This window comes from Streptomyces corallincola (assembly GCF_019104725.1).
Classification (GTDB): domain Bacteria; phylum Actinomycetota; class Actinomycetes; order Streptomycetales; family Streptomycetaceae; genus Streptomyces; species Streptomyces corallincola.
In genome coordinates this window covers 1-24554 of the sequence record NZ_JAHRXF010000055.1, presented here as the reverse complement: position 1 = coordinate 24554, position 24554 = coordinate 1, and the positions used below count along the sequence as shown (strand labels likewise).

Here is a 24554-nt window from a genome sequence, read left to right as displayed (position 1 = left end):
CGTGGATCATGGATGACGAGGTACTGATCACCGGTGGTTACGTGGTCACGATGGACGACGACCTCGGGGACGTCCCCGGCGGCGACGTCCGCATCCTGAACGGCGTCATCACCGAGATAGGCACCGGTCTGCGCCCCGGCAGCCCCGACACCGAGATCGTGGACGCGCGCGGGCGGATCGTCATGCCGGGCATGATCGACACCCACCGGCACACCTGGCAGGGCGCCATCGCCGCGTACACCCCGCAGATCACCGGGTACGGCTACGGTCCCGTCGTGCTCAGCGGCATCACCCTCGACCACACCGCCGAGGACGTCTACGCCGGAACCCTGTGGGGCGCGCTCCAGGCGCTGGACGCGGGCATCACCTCCATCGGCGACTGGGCGCACGCCCTGCGGTCCGCCGAGCACGCCGACGGCAACCTCCGGGGGCTGAAGGAGTCCGGCATCCGGGGCGTCTTCTTCTGCGGCGGTCCCGGCCCCGCAACCGACGACCCCAACCCGCCGCACCCGGTGGACGCCCGCCGGATGCGTGACGAGAACTTCCCCGGCAACGGCATGAACGGCCGCCTGCGCATGGGCATGTGGCTGCGCGGCCCCGCCTTCACCTCCGCCGAGCGCAACCGCGAGGACTTCGCCTTCGCCCGCGAGCTGGGCCTGCCGATCTCCGTGCACGTCGGTATGGCGGGTACCGCCGACGCGATCCCCGTCCTCCAGAGCGACGAACTCCTCGGGGACGACATCAACTACGTGCACTGCAACATGCTCACCGACGAGGAGTTCGATCTCGTCCGCTCCAGCGGCGGGACGATCACCCTCACCCCCAGCACCGACATGCTCATGCAGTTCGGCACCTACCCGGCCACCGGCCCCACCCTGGAGACCCTGGCGCGCAACGAGATGGTCCACGAGGTCGAGCTGAACCAGCGCGACATGCTCCGCCTCGCCACCATCGGCGGCGCCCTCGTCCTCGGCATCGCGGACGAGACCGGCTCGCTCACGCCGGGCAAGCAGGGGGACGTCGTCCTGGTGGACATGCGCTCCCCGCACCTCGACGGCTACGGCGACCCGGTCGCCATGCTCGGCCTCGGCGCCGGTCCCGCCGACGTGGAGACCGTGCTGGTGGGCGGCGAGTTCCTCAAACGGGACGGCGCCCTGGTCGGAGGGCACATCGAGCGGGCCCGCGAACTCATGCACCAGACCCAGGACCGGCTGCGGGCCCGGGTTCAGCGGCGCGAGCGGGCCGCGCTCCAGACCCACTGAACACCGGCGGGCGCACACCGTACCCGCGTCCGCACGCCGTACCGCGTCCGTCGTACCCGCGCCCGTACCCGCACCTGTGCCCGCGCCCGTCGCTCACGCGCCTGAGCGACGGGCGCGGGCCCGTGTCCGCTCCGGGTCCCGGTGCCGCGACCGCCCCTGACGCCCCGTCCGGCCCGGCGGGACGCCGTACCGCCGGGCCCCGCCCGGCCGACACATGTGGACCTGTCCCCTCCCCCGTGGGGCTCGCGTTGGTTAGCATGGAATCCGCAAAGTAGATTTATGCATCCTGCAAGATGTCGTCAGGCATCGGTGCGGGTGTCTTCGCGGGCCGTTCCGAACTCCAAGGCGGACGAAGTCGTGTGGATGTGGACAGAGCAGCCGTCAGACGGCGCAGTGCCCTCGACCGGGCCGGCGGACGCCCGGTGTCCTGCGGTTCCCGTCGGAGGTGATACCGCCCGATGAGCACCACTGAGGCGGGTGAGCCCCGGCTGCTGATCGGCCGGGACCGGGAACTCGACTACATCCGGGGCTACTTCACCGAAGCCTCCGTCAAGGGCGGTGCCCTGGTGGTCACCGGTGACGCGGGCATCGGCAAGTCGGCCCTGCTCGACGCCGTCACACGGGACGCGCAGGCCGACGGCGTCACCGTGCTGTGGGTGGGGGGCGTTCAGTTCGAGGCCGACATCAGCTACTCGGGCCTCAACCAGCTCGTCTTTCCGCTCCTGCCCCACCTGGAGTTCCTGGCCGAGGACCACCAGGAGGCGCTGCGCGTGGCGACCGGCATCGGCGTCGGCGCCGCCCCGGACCGGCTGCTCGTCTCGACGGCGACCCTGCTGCTGCTCCGCCGGGTCGCGGAGACCGCGCCCGTCCTGCTCGTCGTCGATGACGCCCCCTGGCTCGACCGGTCCACCGCCGAGGTCATCGGCTTCGTCGCCCGCCGCCTCATCGGCAGCCGGATCGGCCTCCTCGCCACCGTACGGACCGACAGCGACGGGTACTTCGAACGCGGCGGCCTGCCCGAACACGTACTCGACCCGCTCGACGACGAGGCCGCGCACGAGCTGCTGCGCGCCGTCCACCCCCGGCTGGCCTTCAGTGTCCGCCGCCGTATCGTCGCCGACGCGCGCGGCAACCCCCTCGCCCTGGTCGAACTGCCCCGCCTGCTCTCGGACACCCAGCAGCAGGCCGAGGCGCACATGCCCACCGTGCTGCCGCTGAACGAACGCCTGAAGGCGCTGTTCGCGGAACGCGTCGCCGGTCTGCCGCCCGGCTGCCGGGAGGCGCTGCTGCTCGCCGCGCTCGACGGCACCGGCGACCTCGCCGTCATCGAGCAGGGCGTCGGCCCCTTCTACGGCGACGACCTGGGTCCGGCCGAACGCGCGCGGGTCGTCACCGTGGACCTGGCGGCGCACCGGCTGGCGTTCAGTCATCCGCTGTTGGCGTCCGCCGTGGTGGAGACCGCCACCTCCGGCGAGCGGCGCGAGGCGCATCGCAGGCTGGCCGACGCCCTGACCGGCCATCCCGAGCGCCGGGCCTGGCACCTGGGGGAGGCCGCCGTCACCGCCGACGAGGAGGTGGCCAAGCAACTGGAGGCCGCCGCCCAGCGCAGCCTGGCGCGCGGGGACGCCACCGGTGCCATCGCCGCCCTCTCCCGTGCCGCCCGGCTCAGCCCGCTGGCCCAGGACAAGAGCCGCAGACTCGCGGAGGCCGCCTACATCGGCGCCGACGCGGCCGGAGAGATCCGCAGTGCCTCCGCCCTGCTGGAGAGCGCCCGCCAGGCCGACCCGTCGCGCGGCTCCCTGCTCGCGACGGCCGCCACCGCCTATCTGCTGGTCACCACCGACGGCCGGGTGGAGACCGCGCACGGCCTGCTCGTGGACGCCATCGACGCCCACCTCTCCGCGCCCGAGGAGAACGACGAGTACGCCCTCACGGAGGCGCTGCACAGTCTCGTCATCCTGTCCTGGTACGGCGGCCGGGCCGAGCAGTGGGAGCAGTTGTCCGCCGCGCTGGACCGGCTCGGGGACGACGTGCCCGAGGTGGTCCTCCTGATCGCCCAGACCTTCGGGGACGGCGCCCGCGTCGGTGCGCGGGCACAGGAGGGGCTGGACCGCGCGCTGCGCACCCTGCCCGGCGAGACCGACCCCACCAGGATCGTCCGTATCGGCAACGCCGCCGTGTTCCCCGACCGCATCTCCGAGATGGGGGAGGCGACCTGGCAGGTGGTGCGGCGGGGACGGCGCGGCGAGAGCCTGCCCCGCCGCTACCTCGCCGCGCTGATGCAGCTGAGCAGCCACTACTTCTTCACCGGCCGCTGGGGGGAGGCCGACGCCCTCGCGGAGGAAGGACTCCAGGTCAGCGAGGAGCAGGAATACCGCTTCTCGCGCTGGTTCTTCCACTACGTCCGGGCGCTCGTCGCGGGCGCGCGCGGTCAGCACGACACCGTGCGGGCGCTCACCGACCAGATCGTGCAGTGGGCCGGGCCGCGCGGCGCGCACGGTGCCGCCCTGTGGGCCGCGCACGCCCAGGCCCTCGACGCCACGGGCTCCGGCGACTTCGAGGGCGCGTACCGGCACTCCTGCCACATCGGGCGGCCCGGCACCCTCACGCCGTACCAGCCCATCGTCCTCTGGAACGCGCTCGACCTCGTGGAGTCCGCCGTCCGCACCGGGCGCGCCGAGGAGGCACGCGCCCATGTGCGCGCCCTGCGGGAGTCCGACATGGCCGCGCTCTCACCCCGGTTGCGGGTCCAACTCGCCGTCTGCGAGGCATTGGTGGCCGTGGGCGGGCAGGCCCGTGAGCACTTCGAGGAAGCGCTCGCCGGGGACGGGGCGCGCCGCTGGCCGTTCGAGTACGCGCGCACCGAACTCCTCTACGGCGAGTATCTGCGCCGGGCCCGCAGCACCGGCGAGGCCCGCTCCCGGCTGTCGTCGGCGCTCGCCGGGTTCCGGGGCCTGGGCGCGGTGCCGTGGGCGGACCGCGCCGCCGCCGAACTCCGCGCGGCCGGGGAGAACCTGCCCCGCGACACCGGCGAGGGCACCGACGCCAGGGGGCTGCTCACCCCGCAGGAGCTGGAGATCGCCACACTCGCGGCGACCGGTCTCACCAACAAGCAGATCGGTGAACGCCTGTTCCTCTCCCACCGCACGGTCGGCTCCCACCTCTACCAGATCTATCCCAAGCTGGGCATCACGACGAGGGCGGCCCTGCGGGACGCGCTGACGGAACTGGCCGGTGAGGGCGCGGGGAGCCCGGAACCCGACCCGGCCTGACGGCGCGGGGCACGGCCGTGCGGGGTCCCTCCCGTACCCGCGAGGCCGGTGCCGCCGGGGGGCCACGGGTTCCGGGCTCCCCGTGCCCTCACCGGCGGGACTCCTCCTCGTACGAGTAGCGCCTCCCCGTGCTGACCTCCCCCGTGTTGTGGTAGCCGCGTTCCTCCCAGAAGCCGGGCCGGTCGGCCGTGAGGTACTCGATGCCGCGCAGCCACTTGACGCTCTTGTAGCCGTAGAGGTGGGGCACGACGAGGCGGAGCGGGAAACCGTGCTCGGCGGTGAGGGGTTCGCCGCCGTGGTGGGTGGCGAGGAGGGTGCCGGGGGCGGTGAAGTCGGAGAGGCGGAGGTTGGCGCTGTAGCCGTACTCGGCCCAGATCATCACGTGGGTCACGCGCTCCGCCGGCGGCGCCAGCCCGAGGACGACCTCCGGCGGGACGCCGAACCACTCGTGGCCCGTGGACGTGGTCCCCGTCGCGCAGTGCAGGTCGGCCACCACCGTGGTGCGCGGCAGCGCGGTCACCTGCTCCCACGTCCGGCTCACCGTCACGCCCCCGGCCGTCGCCCCGAACACCTTCAGGTCCCAGCGCTCGGGGCGGAAACGGGGGACCGGCCCGTAGTGGGACACCGGCCACCCGGCCACCAGCCGCTGCCCCGGCGGCAGCGGATCTCCCGCCCGGTCGCCGGGCCGGTCTCCGGGTCGGTCCACGGGTCGGTCCACGGGCTCGTCTCCCGGCCGGGGCGGAGGAGCGGTCGTCACGTGCGGCACCCCCTTTCCCACGATCACCGAAGTTCACTGTTCCACCACCCCCGGTGCCCCGCACCTCCCTCCCCACCGCCCCGCACCGAGTTTTCCGGCCAGATGTGAACGCCACCCCGCGGCTGGTTCGTGTGGTGTGCAGAAAAGTTTCCCTGTACTCCCCCACCGCAACGAGGTAAGTCCCGTGCCCGTCACCATGTCGCCGTCGCTCATCGAGGGCTCCGAAGCAGAAGCACTGTTCGCGTTCGAGACCGGCCCGTCGGCGGACGTCCGCGCCGAGCTGGGCGCCGAGGCCACCCGCGTCGGAGACGCCGTCGTCCTCGCGGTGCGCGACGACCCGGCCCAGTTCTGGAGCAAGGCGCTCGGATTCGGCCGTACCGAACCGGTCACCGCCGGGCAGATCGCCGAGGTCTGCGCCTTCTACCGGGCGCGGGGCATCCGCCGCGCCCTCCTCCAGCTCGCCCCCTCCGTGCTCCCCGAGGACTGGGACGAGATCCGCGATCGGGAAGGCATCACCGACGGCGCGTCCTGGGTGAAAGTCGTCGGCGCGGTGGACGAGGTGCTCGCCCGCGCCGACGCGCCCGAGCGCCGCCGCCCCGACGGCATACGCACCGAGGCCGTCGCCGTCGAGGACGCGGAGCGGTGGGCCGATGTGATGTCGCGCGCGTTCGGCCTGCCCGCGAACCCGCTCGTGGCGATGGCCGCCGCCACGGTGGGCGGCCCGGCGTGGCACGGGTACTCCGTCCTGCGCGGGGAGGAGATCGTCGGGACCGGCACCATGCACCGCTCCGGCACGACCGCCCAGTTCTTCGGCGGAGCGGTGCTGCCCGAGGCGCGCAACCGGGGCGGACAGACCGAACTGCTCGTCGCGCGCGCCCGCGCCGCCGCGCGGGACGGAGCGACGGTCCTGGTCGCGGAGACGGGCGCGGAGATGGAGGGGACGCACAACTCGTCCCTGCACAACATGCTCCGGCTCGGCTTCCAGGTCGCCTACGAGCGGCACAACTGGCTCTGGGAGCTGAAGGACTGAGCCACCGGGACCGGCGGGAGGGCGGGGGCGGAGGTTGGAGGTCGTAGGCCCGGGCGGCAGAGGCCCGAGGGCCGCGCTGGTCCTACGAGCCCCCCACGGACCCCGCCCCTCCGTCTCCCACGAGCCCCACAGCCCCGCGCCCCCCCGCGCGCGAACGAAGTCCGCGCCCGTTCATGTGAACTCTTCGGGTTCCGCCCCCGTCCTCTACACGAGTGCCGCGCACCGCGAGCGGCGCGGGATCTCGACCGAAACGATTGGATGTCCCACCGAGATGAGCAAGGTCCTCTTCACGGCCACCCCGTTCCACGGGCATGTTTCTCCGATGCTGGCCCTGGCCGCCGATCTGACGCGGCGCGGGCACGAGGTGCTGTTCTACACCGGCGCCCGGTTCCAGGAGAAGGTCGAGGCGACCGGTGCGCGGTTCGTCGCGTACGCCCCCGAGCTGGACTACGACGACCGTGACCTGGGCGCCTCATTCCCGCAGCGCGCGGGTCTGCCGCAGCTGGAGTCGATGGCGTTCGACCTGATGCACGTCTTCGGTGACCCGGCGCCCGCCCACGACCGGCGCATCCAGGAGCTGCTGGCGGAGTTCCCCGCCTCCGTCGTGTTCACCGAGCCGACCTCGCTGGCCGTGCTGGCGACCCCGCTGCGCGCCCCGCGCGGCGAGCGCCCGCTCGTGGTGACCCTCGGCATCGCCCCGCCCAGCTCCGAGAGCGTCGATCTGCCGCCCTTCGGCCCCGCGCTGCCCCCGGCCACCAACGAGGCGATGCGGGAGCAGTACGCGGCGATGCGCGGCGGCATGCGGCAGATGATGGCCGAGCCGCAGCGGCACCTGGAGGGCGTGTTCGAGCAGATGGGCGTCACGCTGCCCGACTTCTTCCTCAACGCGATGGACCGCGTCCCCGACCACCGGTTCCACCTCACGGTCCCGGCGTTCGAGTACCCGCGCAGCGACGCCCCCGAGGGCTTCCGCTTCATCGGCGCGCTCCCCGCCGACTCCGGCACCGACTACGAGCTGCCCGACTGGTGGGACCGGCTGTCCGACGGCAGGCCCGTCGTCGTCGTCACCCAGGGCACGCTGGCCAACCGCGACCTGACGCAGCTCGTCGTCCCCACCGTGGAGGGCCTGGCCGGGCTGGACGTCACCGTGGTCGCCGCCACCGTGCGCGCCGACGGCCCGGACGTGGTGCGCGAGGCGCTGGGCGGCACCGTCCCGGACAATGTGATCCTCGCCGACTACGTCCCCTTCGAGCGCATCTTCCCGCTCAGCAGCGTCCTGGTCACCAACGCCGGGTACGGCGGTGTGCAGACCGCGCTGCGGCACGGTCTGCCGCTGGTCGTCGGCGGTGACACCGAGGAGAAGCCCGAGGTCGCCGCGCGGGTCGCGTGGAGCGGCACCGGCGTGGACCTGCGCACCGGCCGCCCCGAGGCCGCCGCCGTCCGCAAGGGCGTCGAGGAGGTGCTCGGCGGCGCGTCGTACCGCGAGAAGGCCGAGGAGATCCAGGCCGCCTACCAGCACTACGACCCGCTGGTGGCCGTGGCGGAGTTCGTCGAGCAGCACGGCTGAGGCGTCCCGGGCCGCGGCCGGGGACGGGTGAGACGCCGCGGGCGTCCGGCGGGTGCCGGGCGCCCGCGGCGCTTGTGCGGGGCCATTGCGGGCACCAGAATCCGCGCTACGGGTCCGCGGGCCGTGGGCGCGGGCTTGCGGTGTGGGGAATGTGCTGATTAGGCTGGCTTACTCCGAATGATCCGTAAAGAATTGGCAAGATTTTCGAAGTTCCGCGGCCCTCCACACCATCCCGTTGAGGAGATGCGCCAGGACAATGGACGCCACCCCCGTACCCCCGAAGATCTACGGCCCGATGGACCGCTGCGCGGTGTCCCTGTACGGCCGTAACGACGACCTGCGCTCCATCTGCAGCTTCTTCTCGGAAGCCGCGGTCAAGGGCGGGTCGCTGATGATCGCCGGAGAGTCGGGCATCGGCAAGTCGGCCCTGCTGGAGACCGTCGCGCGCCGCGCCGACGACGACAAGGCCATCACGGTGCTCCGGGTCGGCGGAGCCCAGTTCGAGGCCGACATCGCCTACTCCGGGCTCAACCAGCTCCTCTTCCCCCTCCTCGCCCACACGGACGACCTGGACCCGGTCCACCGGGACGCCCTGCGCGTCGCCACCGGAATCGGTTCCGGGCCCGCGCCGGACCGGCTGGTGGTCTCCACGGCCACCCTCTTCCTGCTCCGCCGGGTCGCCCGCAGCGGGCCCGTGATGCTCGTCGCGGACGACGTCACCTGGCTGGACCGGTCCACCGCCATCGTGCTCGGCTTCGTCGCCCGGCGGCTGATCGGCACCCCCATCGGCTTCCTGGCCTCCGTACGGTCCGACGCCGACGGCTACTTCGAACGCGGCGGCCTGCCCGAGCGTGTCCTGCGCCCCCTCGACGACCAGGGCGCGCACGAACTCCTGCGCGCCGTCCATCCCCAGCTCGCGTACGGCGTGCGGCGACGCATCGTCGCGGAGGCGCTCGGCAACCCGCTGGCCCTGGTCGAACTGCCGCGCCTGCTCACCGGGGCGCAGCAGCACGCGGAGTCCAGCATGCCGTCCGTCCTGCCCCTCAACGAACGGCTGAAGGCGCTGTTCGCCAAGCGGGTGGCCGACCTCTCGCCCGACTGCCGGGAGGCGCTGCTGCTCGCCGCGCTCGACGGCAGCGGCGACCTCTCCGTCATCGAGAACGCGGTCGGGCTCTCCCTCACGGACGCCCTCGGCCCCGCCGAGCGCGCCGGTGTCGTCACCGTGGACCTCGCCGCGTACCGGCTGCACTTCTGTCACCCGCTGCTCGCCTCCGCCGTCGTGGAGGCGGCGACCTCGGGGGAGCGCCGCGCCGCCCACCACCGGCTCGCCGACATCCTCACCGACCGGCCCGAACGCCGGGCCTGGCATCTCGGCGAGGCCGCCTCCTCCGCCGACGAGGACGTCGCCAAGCAACTGGAGGCCGCCGCGCAACGCAGCCTGGCGCGCGGTGACGCCACCGGCGCGGTCGCCGCGCTGTCGCACTCCGCCCGGCTCAGCCCGAGCCCGCAGGACAGGAGCCGCCGACTCGCCGAGGCCGCCTACATCGGCGCCGACGCCGGTGGTGAGATGCGCGGGGCGTCCGTCCTGCTGGACAGCGCTCGCCGCGCCGATCCCGCCCTGCTCGACGGCCCGGCCGACAGCGCCCCCGAACCCCGCAGCGCGCTGCTCGCGGCGGCGGCCACCGCCTACGTCCTGATCAACACCGACGGTGACGTGGACACCGCGCACGCCCTGCTCGCCGACGCCGTGGACACCTACCTCACCATCGGCGAGAAGTCCGGCGGGCCGGGCTCCGCGCCCGGTCGCGCGGACGACTTCGCGCTCGCCGAGGCGATGCACACCCTGATGCTGCTCTGCTGGTACGGCGGCCGGGCGGAGCTGTGGCACCGGCTGCTCGCCGCGCTGGACCGCTGGGCAGACGGCGTACCCGATCTGCTCTGGGTGATGTCCCGCACCTGGGGAGACCCCGCTCGCACCGGTGGCCGGGCCCTGGACCGCCTCGACCGGGTGCTGGCCGACGCCCGCGAGGAGACGGACCCGTCGCGGGTGGTGCGCATGGGGATCGCCTCGCTGTACGCCGACCGGTCCGGAGAGCTGCGCGAAGCCTTCTGGCGGGTGGTCCGCGAGGGACGCGGCGGACGCCACCCCGCCCGCCGCCATCTCGGGGCGCTGCTCAATCTGGTCATCGAGGACATGGCCACCGGCCGCTGGGACGAGGCCGGAGACCTCGCCGACGAGGCGCTCCAGGTCAGCGACGAGTACGAGTACGACCTGTTCACCTGGTACTTCCGCTACAGCCGGGCGTTCGTCGCCGCCGTGCGCGGCTGGGACAGGACCAACCGGCAGCTCACCGAGCAGATCGTCCAGTGGGCCGGGCCGCGGGGTGCGGGCGGGGTCGCACTGTGCGCCGCGTACGCCCGCGCGCTCTCCGCGCTGGGCTCCGGGGACTTCGAGGAGGCCTACCGGCAGAGCTGTCTGCTCTCCCCGGCCGGTGAACTCGCCCCGTTCGTGCCGCTCGCCATGTGGGGCGCCCTCGACCTCGTCGAGGCGGCCGTCCGCACCGGGCGCGAGGCCGAGGCGCGCGCGCACGCCCGCGCGGTACGGGAGTCCGACATGCCCGCGCTGTCCCCGCGCATGCGGATGCACGCCCACGCGGTGCAGGCGCTCGCCGCCGGGGCCGGGCGGGACGCCGCCACCCACTTCGAGCAGGCACTCTCCGACGACCGCGCACGGCGCTGGCCGTTCGAGTACGCGCGCGTCGAACTGCTCTACGGCGAGTATCTGCGCCGGGCGCGCAAGGCGGGGGAGGCGCGGCTCCGCCTCGCCGCCGCGCTGAGCGCGTTCCAGGGGCTCGGGGCCGTGCCCTGGGCCGAGCGGGCAGCGGCCGAGCTGCGGGCGGCGGGGGAGACCCGGACGGCCGACCCGGTGGACGGGGCGCCCCGGACGAAGGCGCTGCTCACTCACCAGGAGAAGGAGATCGCCGCGCTGGCCGCCGGTGGCCTCACCAACAAGCAGATCGGTGAACGCCTCTTCCTCTCCCACCGCACCATCGGCACGCACCTCTACCAGATCTACCCCAAGCTGGGCATCACCAGCCGGGCGGCCCTGCGGGACGCCCTGGCCGCCCTGGACGAACAGGGCTGAGCGGCGGGCCCGTCGGGGGAGTCGCGCTCCGCCGTGCCGCACGCCCTGCTCCATGCGGGGACCTCTACCTGAGGATGCCCTTCCGCCGGGCGTACGCGTTGGCCACGTCCTCGGGGTCCTTCTTGTCTTTGTCCACCTGGCGGTTGAGGTCGGTGAGGTCGGCGGTGGTGAGGAGGTTGCCGATGCGGGCGAGGGCCTTGCGGAGGGTGTCGTCGGCCTTGCGGTCGGCGACGAGCGGGACGATGTGCTGACTGGGGATCAGGTGCTCGGGGTCGGACAGCACCACCCAGCCGTTGGCCTCGATGTCGGTGTCGGTGGTGAAGAGGTTGGCGACGTCCACGTCCCCCTTCTTCAGCGCCCCCTTGACCAACGGCCCGTCGGAGTCCAGGGACTTGAACTCCTTGAATTCGACGCCGTAGACCTCCCGGAGTCCGACCGCGCCCACCCGCCGCTTCTTGACCTCGGGGGCGGCGCCGATCACGAGCTTCCCGTTCCGCTTCCTGAGGTCGGCGAGGCTGGAGAGGCCGTAGCGCGAGGCGGTCGCGCGGGTGACGACGAAGGCGTCGGAGTCCTCGGCGAGCCCGTAGGGGAGTACCTGGAGTCCGGCCGGGAGGGCGAGCGTGAGCGCGTTCTGCATCGCGCCCTGCTCGGTCGGAACGGCCTTGGGATCAAGGTAGTTGAGGAGAGCGCCCTGGTACTCGGGGAGGAGGTCGATGTCGCCGCCGCGCAGTGCGGGGATGACGATCTCGCGGGTGCCGAGGTTGGGCCGTACGGTCGTCCGCACCCCGGCGGCGGTGAGCGCGGCGGCGTAGAGGTACCCCAGGACCTGGTTCTCGGTGAAGTTGGCGGTGCCGATGGTGACTCCGCCCTTGCTGGAGCCGCCGCCCCCGGAGCCGGACGCGTCGCCCTTGAGCGAGGTGACCCCGCCGGAGCACGCGGCCAGCGCGGGGACGGAGGCGGCGGCGAACAGGCCGCCGAGGAGGGTGCGTCGATTCATTGCCGTGTTCCCTGTGCGGTTCGTGCCGGTCATGGACGGGGGCTTTTCACGCGGTGCCGGTCGGGGCGCTCCGGCGCGCGCCGGAGCGCTGGTGCGGGAGGGCGAAGACGCGCTGGAGGGTGCTGAGGACGACGTCCAGGACGATCGCCACGACGGCGACCAGCACCGCCCCGCCGAGTACCTGGACGAGGTCGCGCTGCGCCAGCCCGTCGAAGACGTAGCGGCCGAGGCCGCCGAACGAGACGTACGCGGCGATGGTCGCGGTGGCGACGACCTGGATCAGCGCGAGTCGCAGCCCGGTCATGATCAGGGGCAGCGCCAGCGGCAGTTCGACCTTGAACAGCACCTGGTGCCCGCGCATCCCCTGGCCGCGTGCCGCGTCCTTCACGTCCGGATCGACGGCCGTCATCCCGGCGTGGGTGTTGGTGACGATGGCCGGGACGGCGAGCGCGACCAGGGCGACGTACACCGGGAGCATGGACAGGCCGCCCGCGAGGAAGACCAGTACGACCAGGCCGACGGTGGGCAGCGCGCGGCCGAACGAGGCGAGGTTGATCGCCAGGAAGGCGCCCCTGCCGGTGTGGCCGATGAGCAGGCCGACGGGCAGCCCGATGGCGGCGGCGATCAGGGTGGCCAGCAGCGAGTACTGGAGGTGCTCGGCCAGCCGGTGCCCGATGCCGTCCGGGCCGGTCCACTGGCTGCCGCTGGTCAGCCACCTGGCGAGATCGACGACGAGTGCGTACATCAGGCACGGCTCCTTCGCCACGGGGTCAGGGCGTACTCCACGGCGACCAGCACCGCGTCGGCGACGACGGCGAGCAGGAGGGTCAGGACCACTCCGGCGATCACCGGGGTCGGGAAGTCGCGCTGGAAGCCGTCGGTGAACAGCTGGCCGAGGCCGCCGTCACCGATGTAGGTGGCGACCGACACCAGGGAGATCGACATCACGGTGGCGATCCGCACCCCGGCCATGATCACCGGCAGGGCGAGCGGGAACTCCACGGCCAGCAGTGTGCGCAATGGGCGGGTGCCCATCGCCCTCGCCGCCTCCTTGGTGCGGGCCGGGACCGACTCCAGGCCCTCGACGGTGTTCCGCAGCAGCACGACCAGGGTGTAGACGGTCAGGCCGATCACGGTGGTGGTCCGGGTCAGACCGCTGACCGGGAGCAGCAGGACGAAGACGGCGATGGACGGGATGGTGAACAGGACGTTGGAGGCGCCGAGCAGGAAGCCGCGCAGCGGGCGCACCCGGTGCGCGAGCACCGCGAGCGGCAGCGACAGCACCAGGCCGAGCAGGACGGCGGTCATGGCCGCCTCCAGGTGCGAGAGCGTCAGCGAGGCCAGCTCGCCGATGTGCTCCCCGATCCAGGACCAGTCGATGGTCATGCGGCGTTCTCCCGGGCGGCGAGGACGGGGCCGGACGCGGCGTGGGCGGCGCCCGCGCGGTCGTGGATCAGCTCGCGGGAGGTGACGCCGGTGACCCGGCAGTCGGCGTCCACGCGGACCACCAGGCCGGTGGGGGAGGCGAGGGACTCGTCCAGCGCGGCGAGCACCGAGTCGGTGTCCTTCAGTGCGCGTACGGGCAGCAGCGGGCCGTCCCCGGCGGGTCCGGCCGGTGCCGCGTCGGTGTCCAGCCAGCCCAGCGGGCTGCCGTCGGGAGCCGTGACCAGCCGCCAGCGGCCTTCGCCGCCCGCCGGGGCCGCGTCGGCGTGCACGGTCGGCGTGGCCGTACGGGGCACGTCGGCCAGCGTCGTCAGCGAGAGCAGCTTCAGGCCGCGTTCGGCGCCGAGGAACCCGGCCACGAAGTCGTCGGCGGGTCGGGACAGCAGCTCGGCGGGGGCCGCGCACTGCACCAGGTGGCCTCCGGTGCGGAAGATCGCTATGCGGTCCCCGAGCCGTACGGCCTCGTCCACGTCGTGGGTGACGAACACGATGGACTTGTTCAGCTCCTTCTGGAGCCGCAGCAGCTCGTCCTGGAGCTGGGTGCGCACCACAGGGTCCACCGCGCCGAACGGCTCGTCCATGAGCAGTACGGGCGGATCGGCGGCCAGCGCGCGGGCCACACCGACGCGCTGCTGCTGGCCGCCGGAGAGCTGGTGGGGGTAGCGCCTGCCCGCGTCGGCGGCCAGCCCCACCGTCTCCAGCAGCTCGGCGGCGCGGGCGCGGGCCCTGCGGCGGTTCCAGCCGAGCAGCAGCGGCACCGTGGCGATGTTGTCCAGCACCGTGCGGTGCGGGAACAGGCCGCCTGCTGGATGACGTAACCGATCGAGCGGCGCAGCTCGGCGGCGTCCTGCTCGGTGACGTCGCGGCCCGCGACCCGGATGGTGCCCGAGCTGGGCTCGACCATCCGGTTGATCATGCGCAGGGTGGTCGTCTTGCCGCACCCGGAGGAGCCGACCAGGACGGTCACACCGCCCTCCGGCATCTCCAGGGTGAGGTCGTGCACCGCCGTCGTGCCGTTCGGGAAACGCTTGTGCACCGCGTCGAACTGGATCATGAGATGTCCCTTGCCCGGCTGTATATCGTCATGCAGAGTTCTCGGTGACTGAATAAATTGTCAATGCCTCCGGCGCCGATTCATCGCATCCGTGCTCGCCTGGCAAGACATGGCGTCCGTTTCGAGGGGAGTTGCACCTCATGTCGTCTCACATCGTGGACGGCCCGCTCTTCACGTATGGTGGGCTCGTCGTCCTTGACGGTGCCGGCCTCGGTGTCGCGGACGTCGTACGTCTCGCCGACGGCACCGCGCGCCCGGTGCCCGGCCCCGAGGGGCTGCGACGCGCCGAGGAGGCGTGGGACGCCGCCCGGCGGATCGCCGCCACCGGCCGCGTCTACGGACGCTCCACCGGAGTCGGCGCCAACCGCACCGAGGACGTGCCGACCGAGGCGGCGGCGGGGCACGGGCTCCGGCTGCTGCGCAGCCACGCGGGCGGCATCGGCGACGAACTCCCCGCCCGCCAGGTCCGCGCCATGCTCGCCGTACGCGCCAACCAGATCCTCGCCGGGGGCGCCGGGCTGCGGCCCAGCGTCGTCACCGCGTTGTGCGAGGCGCTGGAGAGCGGCGCGTACCCGGTCGTCAACGAGTTCGGCTCGGTCGGCACCGGTGATCTCGCCGGGCTCGCGCAGCTCGGGCTCGCGCTCGCCGGGGAGCACCCCTGGCGCGGCGCCGGTGCCCCCGCCCCGCAGCCCCTCGACAACAACGACGCGCTCGCCCTCATCAGCAGCAACGCCCTCACCCTCGGACAGGCCGCGCTCGCCCTGCACGAACTGCGCGGGCTGATCGAGGCCACCCAGGTCGTCGCCGCGCTCTCCCTGCTTGCCGTGGACGGCTCCCACGAGGCGTACGCGGCACCCGTGCACGCCGCCCGGCCGCACCCCGGCAGCGTCGAGACCGCCCGCCGCATGCGGGTGCTGATCGGCGCCGACGACCGGCCCACCCCGCCGCTCGGCCGCATCCAGGACCCCTACGGGTTCCGGTGCCTGCCCCAGATCCACGGGCCCGCGCACGACGCGGCGGACGCGCTGGAGCGGGCGCTGAACGTCGAGATCAACGCGGCGGCGGAGAACCCGCTGATCAGCGCGGAGGACCTCGCGGCCTACCACCACGGCGGCTTCTACCAGGCCCAACTGGCCCTCGCCCTGGATCACTTCAGGCTCTCCCTGACCCAGGTCGCCCGGCTCTCCACCTCCCGCCTCTCCACCCTCAACGAGCCCGCCTACACCCGGCTGCGCCCCTTCCTCGCGGACCAGGAGGCGGCCTCGTCGGGAGTGATGATCCTGGAGTACGCCGCCTCGGCCGCCCTCGGTGACCTGCGCGCCTTCTCCGCCCCCGCCTCCCTCGGGCACGCGGTCCTCTCCCGAGGCGTCGAGGAACAGGCCAGCTTCGCCTCCCTGGCGGCCCGGCAGACGCTGCGGGTCTGCTCCGCCTACCGTCTGGTGGTGGGGTGCGAACTCGTCGCCGCCGTCCGTGCGCTCGCGCAGCGCGACCTTCGTCCGGAGTCCGGCCTTCCCATCGCCGACGCGCTCTCCCTCGCGGAGTCCGTGCTCAACCCCGACCCCGCCGACCGGCCGCTCACGGACGACGTCAGGATCGCCGCGGGGTTGCTGGACCGCTTCACCGAGGTGTGGCGGGGGGCCGGGGCGGGCTGAGGGCCTCGGCGCGGGGTGCGGCTCCGCCGTCCCGCGCGGGTCGGCCGTGGCGGATCGCGGGGTTCCCCGCGCCCCCGGGAGGCGGCCGGGCCGCCTTCCCGGCCGACTGGGGCACGGTGGGACGCCAGGTCAAGAGGTTTCCGCAAGGTCCGCTCGTGCGGGAAGTCTTGCGGGGTTCTTGGCTTGGACATGCTCTGTTGTGGGCACGGACCTCCTACCAGTTGCTGTCGCACGGCAGGAGGAGGCGTCATGGACCGTCGTATCCGGGTACGAGTAGTTCGCCGGCCCACCGCCCCACGCGGGCAGGAGATCGACCGCAGGACGCCGTCGGGGCGCATCCTTCCCTACTGAACCGACCCCTGTTCCACCGAGGTTCACGCGGCGAGCGGCGCCAGCGACAGAGGCTCGATCTTGCCCTCCAGCATGTCCCCGAGCCCCTGCACGGCGCACAGCTCGGGCCGCTCGGCGATGTGCACGGGAATCCCGGTGGCCTCGCGGAGCATCTTGTCGAGCCCCGGCAGCAGCGCCGACCCCCCGACCATCACCAGCCCCCGATCGGCCACGTCCGCGACCAGATCGGGCGGACACTCCCGCAGCACCCGCCCGATCCCGTCCAGTACGGACGTCAGCGGAGTCTGGATCGCGTCCCGTACGGCGGCGGTGTCCACCCGCACACTGCGCGGCAGCCCCGTCGCCACGTCCCGCCCGTGGATCTCCGTGGACGAAGGCCCGCGCGGCGTCAGCCCGTTGCCCGAGAGGGCCAGGTGCAGCGGCCGTACCGCCTGACTCGGCAGCATCAACTCGTAGGCGTGCCGCAGGTGTTGCACGATCGCGTGGTCCACGGCCTCACCGCCCACCGGAATGCGCTGGGCGGTGACGATGGACCCCAGCGACAGCACGGCGACCTGGGTCGCGGCGGCCCCGCACACCATCACCATGCTCGCCTCGGGCTGCTCCACGGGCAGCCCGCAGCCGACGGCGGCGGCGATGAGCGTGTCCACGAGTTCCACGCGCCGCGCCCCGAGCCCGACCAGCGTCTCGATCGTCGCGCGCTGCGCCAGCGGATCGGCGTCGTGCGGGGTGCAGGCGGCGGCCCGCAGCCGGGGCCGGCGACGCAGGGTGCGGCGGATCTTGTCCCCGATGAGGTGCCGCAGCATCCGCTGGGCCATCTCGATGTCCACGACCGTACCGCCGGACACGGGCCGTACGACCCGGATGTAGTCCGGCGTACGGCCCGTCATCTGCTCCGCGAACTCCCCTACCGCGATCAGCGCGCCGGAACGGGTGTTGACGGCCGCGACCGAGGGCTGGTCCACGATGAGACCGGCACCCTTCACATACACCCGCGTACGGGCCGCGCCGAGGTCCACCGCGAAGTGACAACGGCGCAGGTTCTCCAGACTGACGGTCACGGCAGGTCCTCCCAGATGCAGCGTCCCGCTCAAGGCCCGACCGTGCGCCGGTCCTCACCTCACCGATCCTGCGCGCCCCCGAGAAGCCCTGCCTTTCCTGGGGGGCCGGGCGGGGTGCCGCTGAATGGGGGGATTTCCGGCCGGGCACGGGGTGTCTCCACAGCACGCCGCCCCAGGGGACACCCGTACGGGGACGGACGGGTACGTATGGGTGCGGGCCGCCGCCCCGCCGCTACGAACCCGCCCCGGCCCGCTCCCCGCTCCACGCCAGCCGCACCACCAACTGCCCCTCCGTGGCGCCCTTGGCGATCACGGCCCCCGCTTCCGCGCTGAGCTTCACCCCGAACTCCAGCTCCACCGAGTCGGGCCGCAGCGCGCCGTCCCGGAAGACCCGCAGCGCGGACTGCGCGGCGGCCCGCACCCCGTCGAGCGCGCCCTCGAAGCTGCGCACCGTCCGGGCCGCCGGACCGGACTCCCCGTCCCCGCGCCCCACCAGCCGCGTCCCCCCGGCCCCGTCCACCGCCTCCACCACCACGACGATCCCGTCCTCCGTGGCGAACTCCACCAACCGATTCACGGCCGACCCCCCCCGCAGCACCCCACCGGACGAGCCCCATTCTCCTGCCCGCCCCCTGGGCTGTCCGCCGTTCCGGAAGACACAGGGGGCGCAGGGCGGAGGAGAACAGGGCACCGGACGGCGGGCCGCCGGACGAGTTGCGCGGCTCCCCGGCTACCCGGCGATCGTCACATCGGCCTCCGCCTCCACCACGTCCGCCACCGCGCAGCTCACGTTGTCCGGGCCGCCCGCCGTGTTCGCGGCCGTGACCAGGGCTTCGGCGGGGGAGGGGCCGGACAGGAGGGCGGCGATACGGGGCTCGGGGACGACGGTGGTGAGGCCGTCGGAGCAGAGGAGGTAGCGGTCACCCGGGCGGGGGGAGCGCAGGCGGAGGTCGGGGGAGGGGGAGCCGGGGGCGCCGAGCGCCTTGAGGAGCAGGGCGCGCTGGGGGTGCGACTCGGCCTCCTCCGGGGTCAACCTCCCCTCGTCCAGGAGTGATTGGACCCAGCTGTGGTCCTGCGTCACGCGGAACAGCTCGCCGTCGCGCAGCAGATACGCCCGCGAGTCCCCGATGTGCGCGAGCGCCAGCCGCGACCCGGTCAGCAGCAGCGCCGTCAGCGTGGTGCCCGCGCTCTCGTCGTCGCCCGCCGCGTCCCGTACGGCCTGGTCCGCGCCGCGCACCGCCTCCTGGAGCGTGTCCAGCACGCTTCCGGCGGCCGGTTCCGCGCCGTCGTCCAGGAACCGCAGCGCCGCCACGGCCGCGCTGCTCGCGGGGGCACCGGCGGGGCCGAACCCGTCCGCCACGGCGAGCAGGCGGCGGCCCGCGTACACCGCGTCCTGGTTCACCGGGCGTACCCGGCCCCGGTCCGAATGGGCCGTGGTGCACCGCAGTTGAAGTGTCATGGTGCCGTCTCCTCGGGTTTCGTCGGTCAACTGGTCCACGAGGAAGGCCGCGAGATCCCGGCGTACCGCCAACTCGGCCTCCACGCGCGCCCAGTAGGCCCGGATCTCCCGCCCGGCGGCGGGCCGGTCCAGCGCGCAGACGGTACGGATCTCCGCGAGCGGCATCCCGAGCCGCCGCAGCCAGGCCACCAGCCGGGCCCGCTCCAGCTGGGCCGGGGCGTAATGGCGGTAGCCGCTGTCGGGGTCCACCCGTAGGGGGCGGAGCAGATCCAGCTCGTCGTAGAGCCGCAGCGCCTTGGGCGACAGCCCGCTCGCCCTGGCGAACGCGCCGATGGTCAGCAGTTCCTCACGCACGGGGTGTCTCCGGTCTCTCCTCGTTCGGTTCCGTCACCGATGCTGGGGGTTCCCCGAGGGGGAGGGTCAAGGGACCTGTCGGGGCAGGGCAAGGGACCCGTCGGGGAAGGGCAAGGGACCCGTCGGGGCGGGCCCCTACGGGGTTGTTAGCCTCGCGGCCGAGCCGTGCCAACCGGTGGGTGTCCGATCTCCGACCAGGGGGTTTCCATGTCCCGTATCGCCCTTGCCACCTACGATCCCGGTGACGTGCCCACGCGGGACCCCGATCTCGCCGGGCTGGTGGGGGAGTTGAGGGCTCGCGGGGCCGACGCGGAGAGTGTGCGGTGGGACGATGCCGCGATCGACTGGGCCGGTTACGACCTCGTCGTCATCCGGTCCACCTGGGACTACTCCTGGCGGGCCGCCGAGTTCGGGGCCTGGGTGGACCGGGTGGACGCGCTGACCCGGCTCGCCAATCCGGCGGGCGTGGTGCGGTGGAACGCCGACAAGCGGTATCTGGGGGAGCTGGCGGCGGCCGGTGTGCCCACGGTGCCCACCGACTACTTCGCTCCGGGCGACCCGGTCTCCCTGCCCGCAGAGGGCGAGTTCGTCATCAAACCGACCTCCGGCGCGGGGGCCCGCTTCGCCGCCCGCTACCTCCCCGGCGAGCACGGGACCGCCCTGCGCCAGATCTCCCGTATGCACGCCGAGGGCTTCACCGCGATGGTCCAGCCCTACATGCCCGCCATCGACGTCACCGGTGAGCGCGCCCTCCAGTTCTTCGGCGGCCGTCTCCTCCACGCGAGCCGCAAGGGCGCGGTCCTGACGCCCGGTACGCCCTACGACGCCGCCAAAGTCGCCCACCCTCGCCTCGAACCCTGGACCCCCACCCCCTCCGAACTCGCCCTCGCCCAAAAGACCCTCGCCGCCCTTCCCCACCCGTCCGACCTCCTCTACGCCCGCATCGACATCGTTGACGGCCCCACCCACACCCCCCACCTCATGGAACTCGAACTGATCGAACCCCAACTCTTCCTGGACCTCCACCCCACCTCCCTGCCAGAGGTCGCCGAGGAGATCATCAAGGCAGCCCGATAACGACGGCACAGCCGCGTCGAAAGGGGCGCGGGGAACCCCCTCCTCATCAGCGGCGAAAGGTTCCCGATCCCCATTTCCCGCTGCCCGCCGGGCCTTGAGCGTCGTAAGCGACGGCGGTACGGTTCCTCGGTTTGCGTCAGCTTCGTCCTACTGGGTGCCATCAAGTGACAGGAGAAACGGGCATTGAATCTCAAAAAGCTTGATATTGGCATAGCGCTGACAACGGTCGTGGCCGCCCTGAGCGTCGGATGTTCCAGTCAGCAGCCCGGCCAAACCCCCACGGCGGCGCGCAGCGTGCACGCTTCTGCTTCTGCCTCCCTGCCCGCGGACAGCCTGCCGGTGAAGATGAGAAGTGAGATCAGGAAGGGCATCGGGTTCTCCGTGCGGGACGCGACAGATCTCCACCGCCCAGTGGACATGCAGCATCCGGAATTCTGGAGATTTTGCTTGTCGAGAAAGGGTGATTCTCCGAAATCGGTAGACCTCGCAGCCGTTCCGTACGAAGAGAAGTGCCCGACCCACTGGGACGCACATGTTCCCGCCCTCAAGATGCCCAACATCACCGGGCAGAGCTTCGAGCACGCTTATGACACGCTGCTCAAGAAGGGGTACAACAGCCGCTTCATTGATGTGGTCTATGGGAGCGGGGACACCCTTGATCAGCAAGACATTCCCCGCGTCCAGGGGGATGTCTGCAAGCAGTATCCCCAGCCTGGGCACCCATTCGACGCATCGGAGAGCGTCAAGCTGTATGTCGCTGTGGGGAAGTGTCTCCACCGCTAGGTCGTGTCCAGGCAGGAGAAGGTGCCGCAGCCAGACTCGCCGAGGACAAATGCGCCCGCCACGGAGTAGTCAGCGTTGCCTTCCCGGCCCGGCCCCGAACCACAAGTTGACTGCCCGCTACCTCGCCGGTCTCCGACTCGCCTCGCTCATCCTCTGGCTCCGTAAACCGTGATCATTTGTCCGACAGCTCTTAGGTCGTCGGTCGGCACCCCGACATGATGGAAGACCGGCGCCCCGGCAGGTGCAGACGTTCGCGGTCCGGACATACTTGCCCCCTGTCGTCCCGACGGGAACGGGCATAGTTTCCGACTCGCTCGGGAAATTTCCCCATCGACGGTTACCGTATGGTCCGAGGACGCTGTTCAACAGGGTATAAGAAAAGGCACCGAACCCGGTGATGGTGTTCGGCATCTTTCCGGTAAACCGGAGGTCAGTCGTCGAGCCTTCTGATGAGTTTGCGGATCTCGCCGTAGGTCTTGGCGAGTTCTTCGTTCCAGCGGAACCGGTGGAATTCGAGCAGCAGGGCGGTGGCATGCTTGGCCTCGTAAATCAGCGCGCGCCAACGCGCGTTCTCGGTCTGCCGGACCGGGCCATAGTTCGACCAGAACTCGTCTCGCTCGCTGCCCGGCTTGCGCAGGGCCAGGTAAATCGGCCAGTCCGCTTCCGGGTCTCCCCACCACGTGCGGTCGCAGTCGAACACGCCCGTGATGACCGGCTCCGGGGCCCCCTCGGCAAGCATCGTGTTTCCCACCCACAGGTCGCCGTGCAACAGCCGCGGCTCCGCGACTTCGTCGAGCACCACGCGGTTGCGGTCGGCGACCTGGATCAGTTCGCGGATATCTCTGGCGTCGAGCCCGTTGTCGGTGAGATCGGCGGCAGCGCGGTCGAACCAACTGAACAGCGCGTCGCTCCACCGTTCGTGCACAGGACCGGCGACCCGGCCGAACCCGGGACCTCGAACGGCATGGATGGTCCGGGTGATCCGCCCGAGGTCGCGGTAATAGGCACCCCGGTATGGCTGCGGGTAGGCGTCCAACGCCGAGGATGCGGGTACCCCGTCGAGCAGTGTTTGGAACAGGTAGTCCCGGCCGACCAGCCGGTGCGTGAAGTCGGCAGTGAGAGTACGCGGCAGCAGATGGGCGACTGGCGTCAGGTAAGGCATGCTGGCGTATTCGTTGCGCATGAGCTCCGGATCCGCGCGAGCCTGTCGCCCAGGTTCGGGAGCGACGCGGAGGATGACCGGCCGGTCTTGTCCGAGGTCTACTTTGAAAGTGTTGTTGTAGAATCCGCCACCGAGTTCTGTCGCCGATACCACCTCGGTGCCTTCGCCGAATGCGGCGCGGCTGACGGCACAAACTTCCTCGGCGGTCACCGGCCGCTGGAAGTCGCCAGCATTCCGCTCAATAGGTCGGTAGTCCATGCATGGTCCTCCTGAGGGCTTCGGCTGTCGATCCGTTCAACTCTCTACGCGGAATCGGCCAACGCATCATATTCGTTGGCCGATTCCGCGAAGGAGACTGGCATTTCGGCGATCCACCGGACCGGAGCCGTGTGCCGGCACACCGGACGACCCATGAGCCGGAGTGCCGGCGCGTCCAGCAGTCCCGCGACCAGTGCCTGGAGGGCCAGCTGGCCGAAAGCCGAGCCGACGCACGCGTGGACACCCCAGCCGAACACCACGTGACTGTCGGAACGTTCGAATACAACCAGTATGCGAACGTCCCTCAGCCTGGCGATGCACCGCATCCGACACCGCGCGCTGATCCACCAGGGATTACGGGACAGCCCTTGAGGGGATGGGACGCCGCAGCCGCGTCGGAAGGGGTGCGGGGGACCCTGCGGCTGTCCTCTGGACAGTGGGGCCTCGTGTCAGTGGTGGGTCAGGGGCTCGTCAGTGGGCGGGCTTAGCGTCGGCGCGGCGGCGCAGTGAGAGGGCCGCCGCAGGCGATGTCGGCCGCCGCAGGGGGGGACGTGGGCCGGTTCACACCAGCACCCACACCACAAGGGACACCGATGCCTGAAACCGCTACGGAAGCGACCCCGACCTGGCCGCTGGCACGCACGTGCCCGATGGCCCCGCCCCCCGCGTACACGGAGCTGCGCGAGACCCCGCCCCGCAGGGTGAACCTCCCTGACGGCGGCTGGGCCTGGCTGATCACCCGGCACGAGGACGTACGCCAGGCCCTGATGGACCCCCGCTTCAGCTCCGACGACACCAAGCCCGGCTTCCGCCACCGCATCCAGCTCCCGCCGGAGCGCAACATGAACTCCTTCTGGCGGATGGACGAACCGGAGCACGGCACCCAACGCCACATGGTGATGACGGAGTTCACCGCGCGCCGCATCAAGGAGGTGCGCCCCCGTATCCAGGAACTGGTGGACGAACTCCTCGACGGGGTGGCGAATTTACCCCAACCGGTGGACCTGTACACGGAGTTCTGCCTCCCGCTCCCCACCCTGGTCATCGCCCGCCTGCTGGGCGTGCCCGAGCAGGACTACCTCACCTTCTCCGAGCAGAGCCGCCTCTGCCTGGGCCTCGGCGCCCCGGAGAAGGCGCTCGCCGCGTACCAGGAGATGAACGCGTACCTGCACCGCCTCGCGGACGAGAAGGAGCGGGAACCCGCCGACGACCTGATCAGCCGCCTCATCCACGACCACGTGCTGACCGGCGCGCTGGACCGGGACGACCTCGTACCACTGGTACGCCTCATCCTGATCGGCGGCTTCGAGACGACCGTCAACCAGATCGCGCTGAGTGTCCTCACTCTCCTCACGGACCCGGCCGCGCGCGCCGCGCTGGTCGCGGACCCGGAGAAGATGCGGCCGTTCATCGAGGAGTCCCTGCGCTTCTGGTCCGTCTCGCACGACAACATCCTGCGCATCGTGGACGCGGACATGGAGTTCGCCGGGGTGCGGATGAGCGTGGGGGACCCGGTGGTCGTGGCGATCCCGGCCGCGAACCACGACCCGGCGGTGTACGACGAGCCCGCCCGCTTCGACATCGAGCGGGACGCCCGCAAGCACCTGGCCTTCGGACACGGCGCCCATCTGTGTCCCGGCGCCCCGCTGGCCCGCCGCGAGATCGAGACCGCGCTGTCCACCCTGCTGGCCCGCTTCCCCGGCCTCACGCTGGCCGCCGACCCGAACGACCTGCCCTACCGCCACCAGAGCCTGGTCTACGGCCTGACCTCACTGCCGGTGACCTGGTGAGCCGGTGACCTGGTGACCCGGTGGCCCCGCGACCCCCGTGACCCGGTGAGAGCGGCGCCACCCGTCGCGTAATACCGCAG

17 protein-coding genes and 1 pseudogene are annotated in these 24554 nt (G+C 72.1%); 9 read left to right on the top strand and 9 right to left on the bottom strand.

The annotated features are described in order from the left end of the window. Window positions 1-8: 8 nt before the first annotated feature. Both KUM39_RS25065 and KUM39_RS25060 read left to right on the top strand, forming a co-directional pair. Window positions 9-1262: an amidohydrolase family protein gene (locus tag KUM39_RS25065; RefSeq protein ID WP_217788041.1), complete on the top strand. Its 1254-nt coding sequence runs from the start codon at window positions 9-11 to the stop codon at window positions 1260-1262. 458 nt (window positions 1263-1720) lie between these two features. After that, the gene (locus tag KUM39_RS25060; RefSeq protein ID WP_217788040.1) at window positions 1721-4534 is read left to right on the top strand and encodes an ATP-binding protein; all 2814 of its coding nucleotides are present in this window, start codon (window positions 1721-1723) and stop codon (window positions 4532-4534) included. A gap of 88 nt (window positions 4535-4622) precedes the next feature. Here KUM39_RS25060 and KUM39_RS25055 read toward each other — a convergent pair whose 3' ends face one another. Then, window positions 4623-5240: a molybdopterin-dependent oxidoreductase gene (locus tag KUM39_RS25055; RefSeq protein ID WP_308288234.1), complete on the bottom strand. Its 618-nt coding sequence runs from the start codon at window positions 5238-5240 to the stop codon at window positions 4623-4625. Window positions 5241-5475: 235 nt separating this feature from the next. Between KUM39_RS25055 and KUM39_RS25050 the strand changes: the two genes are divergently transcribed. From KUM39_RS25050 to KUM39_RS25040, 3 genes are all read left to right on the top strand, one after another. Beyond that, window positions 5476-6321 (top strand): GNAT family N-acetyltransferase, encoded by an 846-nt coding sequence (locus tag KUM39_RS25050; RefSeq protein WP_217788039.1) that lies wholly within the window; start codon window positions 5476-5478, stop codon window positions 6319-6321. A gap of 271 nt (window positions 6322-6592) precedes the next feature. Continuing rightward, entirely contained in the window at window positions 6593-7888 is a 1296-nt protein-coding gene (locus KUM39_RS25045; RefSeq protein WP_217788038.1) for a glycosyltransferase, read from the top strand. 256 nt (window positions 7889-8144) lie between these two features. Beyond that, the gene (locus KUM39_RS25040) at window positions 8145-11033 is read left to right on the top strand and encodes a helix-turn-helix transcriptional regulator (protein WP_246620694.1); all 2889 of its coding nucleotides are present in this window, start codon (window positions 8145-8147) and stop codon (window positions 11031-11033) included. Between the two features lie 64 nt (window positions 11034-11097). On the opposite strand, the gene KUM39_RS25035 is transcribed toward KUM39_RS25040, so the two are convergent. From KUM39_RS25035 to KUM39_RS25020, 4 genes and pseudogenes are all read right to left on the bottom strand, one after another. Next, a complete protein-coding gene (locus tag KUM39_RS25035) occupies window positions 11098-12030 on the bottom strand; it encodes an ABC transporter substrate-binding protein (RefSeq protein ID WP_217788037.1) in 933 nt (310 codons plus the stop codon). Between the two features lie 46 nt (window positions 12031-12076). After that, entirely contained in the window at window positions 12077-12775 is a 699-nt protein-coding gene (locus tag KUM39_RS25030) for an ABC transporter permease (protein ID WP_217788036.1), read from the bottom strand. Continuing rightward, on the bottom strand, window positions 12775-13416 hold the full coding sequence (locus KUM39_RS25025) for an ABC transporter permease (RefSeq protein ID WP_217788035.1): 642 nt from the start codon (window positions 13414-13416) through the stop codon (window positions 12775-12777). Before KUM39_RS25025 ends, KUM39_RS25030 begins: the two co-directional genes overlap by 1 nt. Continuing rightward, window positions 13413-14527, bottom strand: a pseudogene (locus tag KUM39_RS25020) (ABC transporter ATP-binding protein). Before KUM39_RS25020 ends, KUM39_RS25025 begins: the two are co-directional and overlap by 4 nt. Before the next feature lie 140 nt (window positions 14528-14667). Between KUM39_RS25020 and KUM39_RS25015 the strand changes: the two are divergent. Further along, window positions 14668-16179 (top strand): aromatic amino acid ammonia-lyase, encoded by a 1512-nt coding sequence (locus KUM39_RS25015; RefSeq protein WP_217788034.1) that lies wholly within the window; start codon window positions 14668-14670, stop codon window positions 16177-16179. A gap of 374 nt (window positions 16180-16553) precedes the next feature. Here the strand turns inward: KUM39_RS25015 and KUM39_RS25010 are convergent, their stop codons facing one another. The 3 genes from KUM39_RS25010 to KUM39_RS25000 form a co-directional block, all read right to left on the bottom strand. Then, window positions 16554-17591, bottom strand: coding sequence for a rod shape-determining protein (locus tag KUM39_RS25010; protein WP_217788033.1), 1038 nt, complete (start codon window positions 17589-17591; stop codon window positions 16554-16556). Between the two features lie 232 nt (window positions 17592-17823). Continuing rightward, window positions 17824-18168, bottom strand: a complete 345-nt coding sequence (locus KUM39_RS25005) for a CU044_2847 family protein (protein WP_217788032.1) — start codon at window positions 18166-18168, stop codon at window positions 17824-17826. A 153-nt stretch (window positions 18169-18321) separates the two neighbouring features. After that, window positions 18322-19404, bottom strand: a complete 1083-nt coding sequence (locus tag KUM39_RS25000) for a MerR family transcriptional regulator (RefSeq protein WP_217788031.1) — start codon at window positions 19402-19404, stop codon at window positions 18322-18324. 207 nt (window positions 19405-19611) lie between these two features. Here KUM39_RS25000 and KUM39_RS24995 point away from each other — a divergent pair, with 207 nt between their 5' ends. Both KUM39_RS24995 and KUM39_RS24990 read left to right on the top strand, forming a co-directional pair. Next, window positions 19612-20481 carry an ATP-grasp domain-containing protein gene (locus KUM39_RS24995; RefSeq protein ID WP_217788030.1) on the top strand — a complete coding sequence of 290 codons (870 nt, stop codon included), beginning with the start codon at window positions 19612-19614 and terminating at the stop codon, window positions 20479-20481. 183 nt (window positions 20482-20664) lie between these two features. After that, on the top strand, window positions 20665-21264 hold the full coding sequence (locus KUM39_RS24990; protein ID WP_246620693.1) for a PASTA domain-containing protein: 600 nt from the start codon (window positions 20665-20667) through the stop codon (window positions 21262-21264). A 430-nt stretch (window positions 21265-21694) separates the two neighbouring features. Here KUM39_RS24990 and KUM39_RS24985 read toward each other — a convergent pair whose 3' ends face one another. Continuing rightward, a complete protein-coding gene (locus KUM39_RS24985) occupies window positions 21695-22684 on the bottom strand; it encodes a phosphotransferase family protein (protein WP_217788029.1) in 990 nt (329 codons plus the stop codon). Window positions 22685-23277: 593 nt separating this feature from the next. Between KUM39_RS24985 and KUM39_RS24980 the strand changes: the two genes are divergently transcribed. Next, window positions 23278-24474 carry a cytochrome P450 gene (locus tag KUM39_RS24980; RefSeq protein WP_246620692.1) on the top strand — a complete coding sequence of 399 codons (1197 nt, stop codon included), beginning with the start codon at window positions 23278-23280 and terminating at the stop codon, window positions 24472-24474. Window positions 24475-24554: the final 80 nt, after the last annotated feature.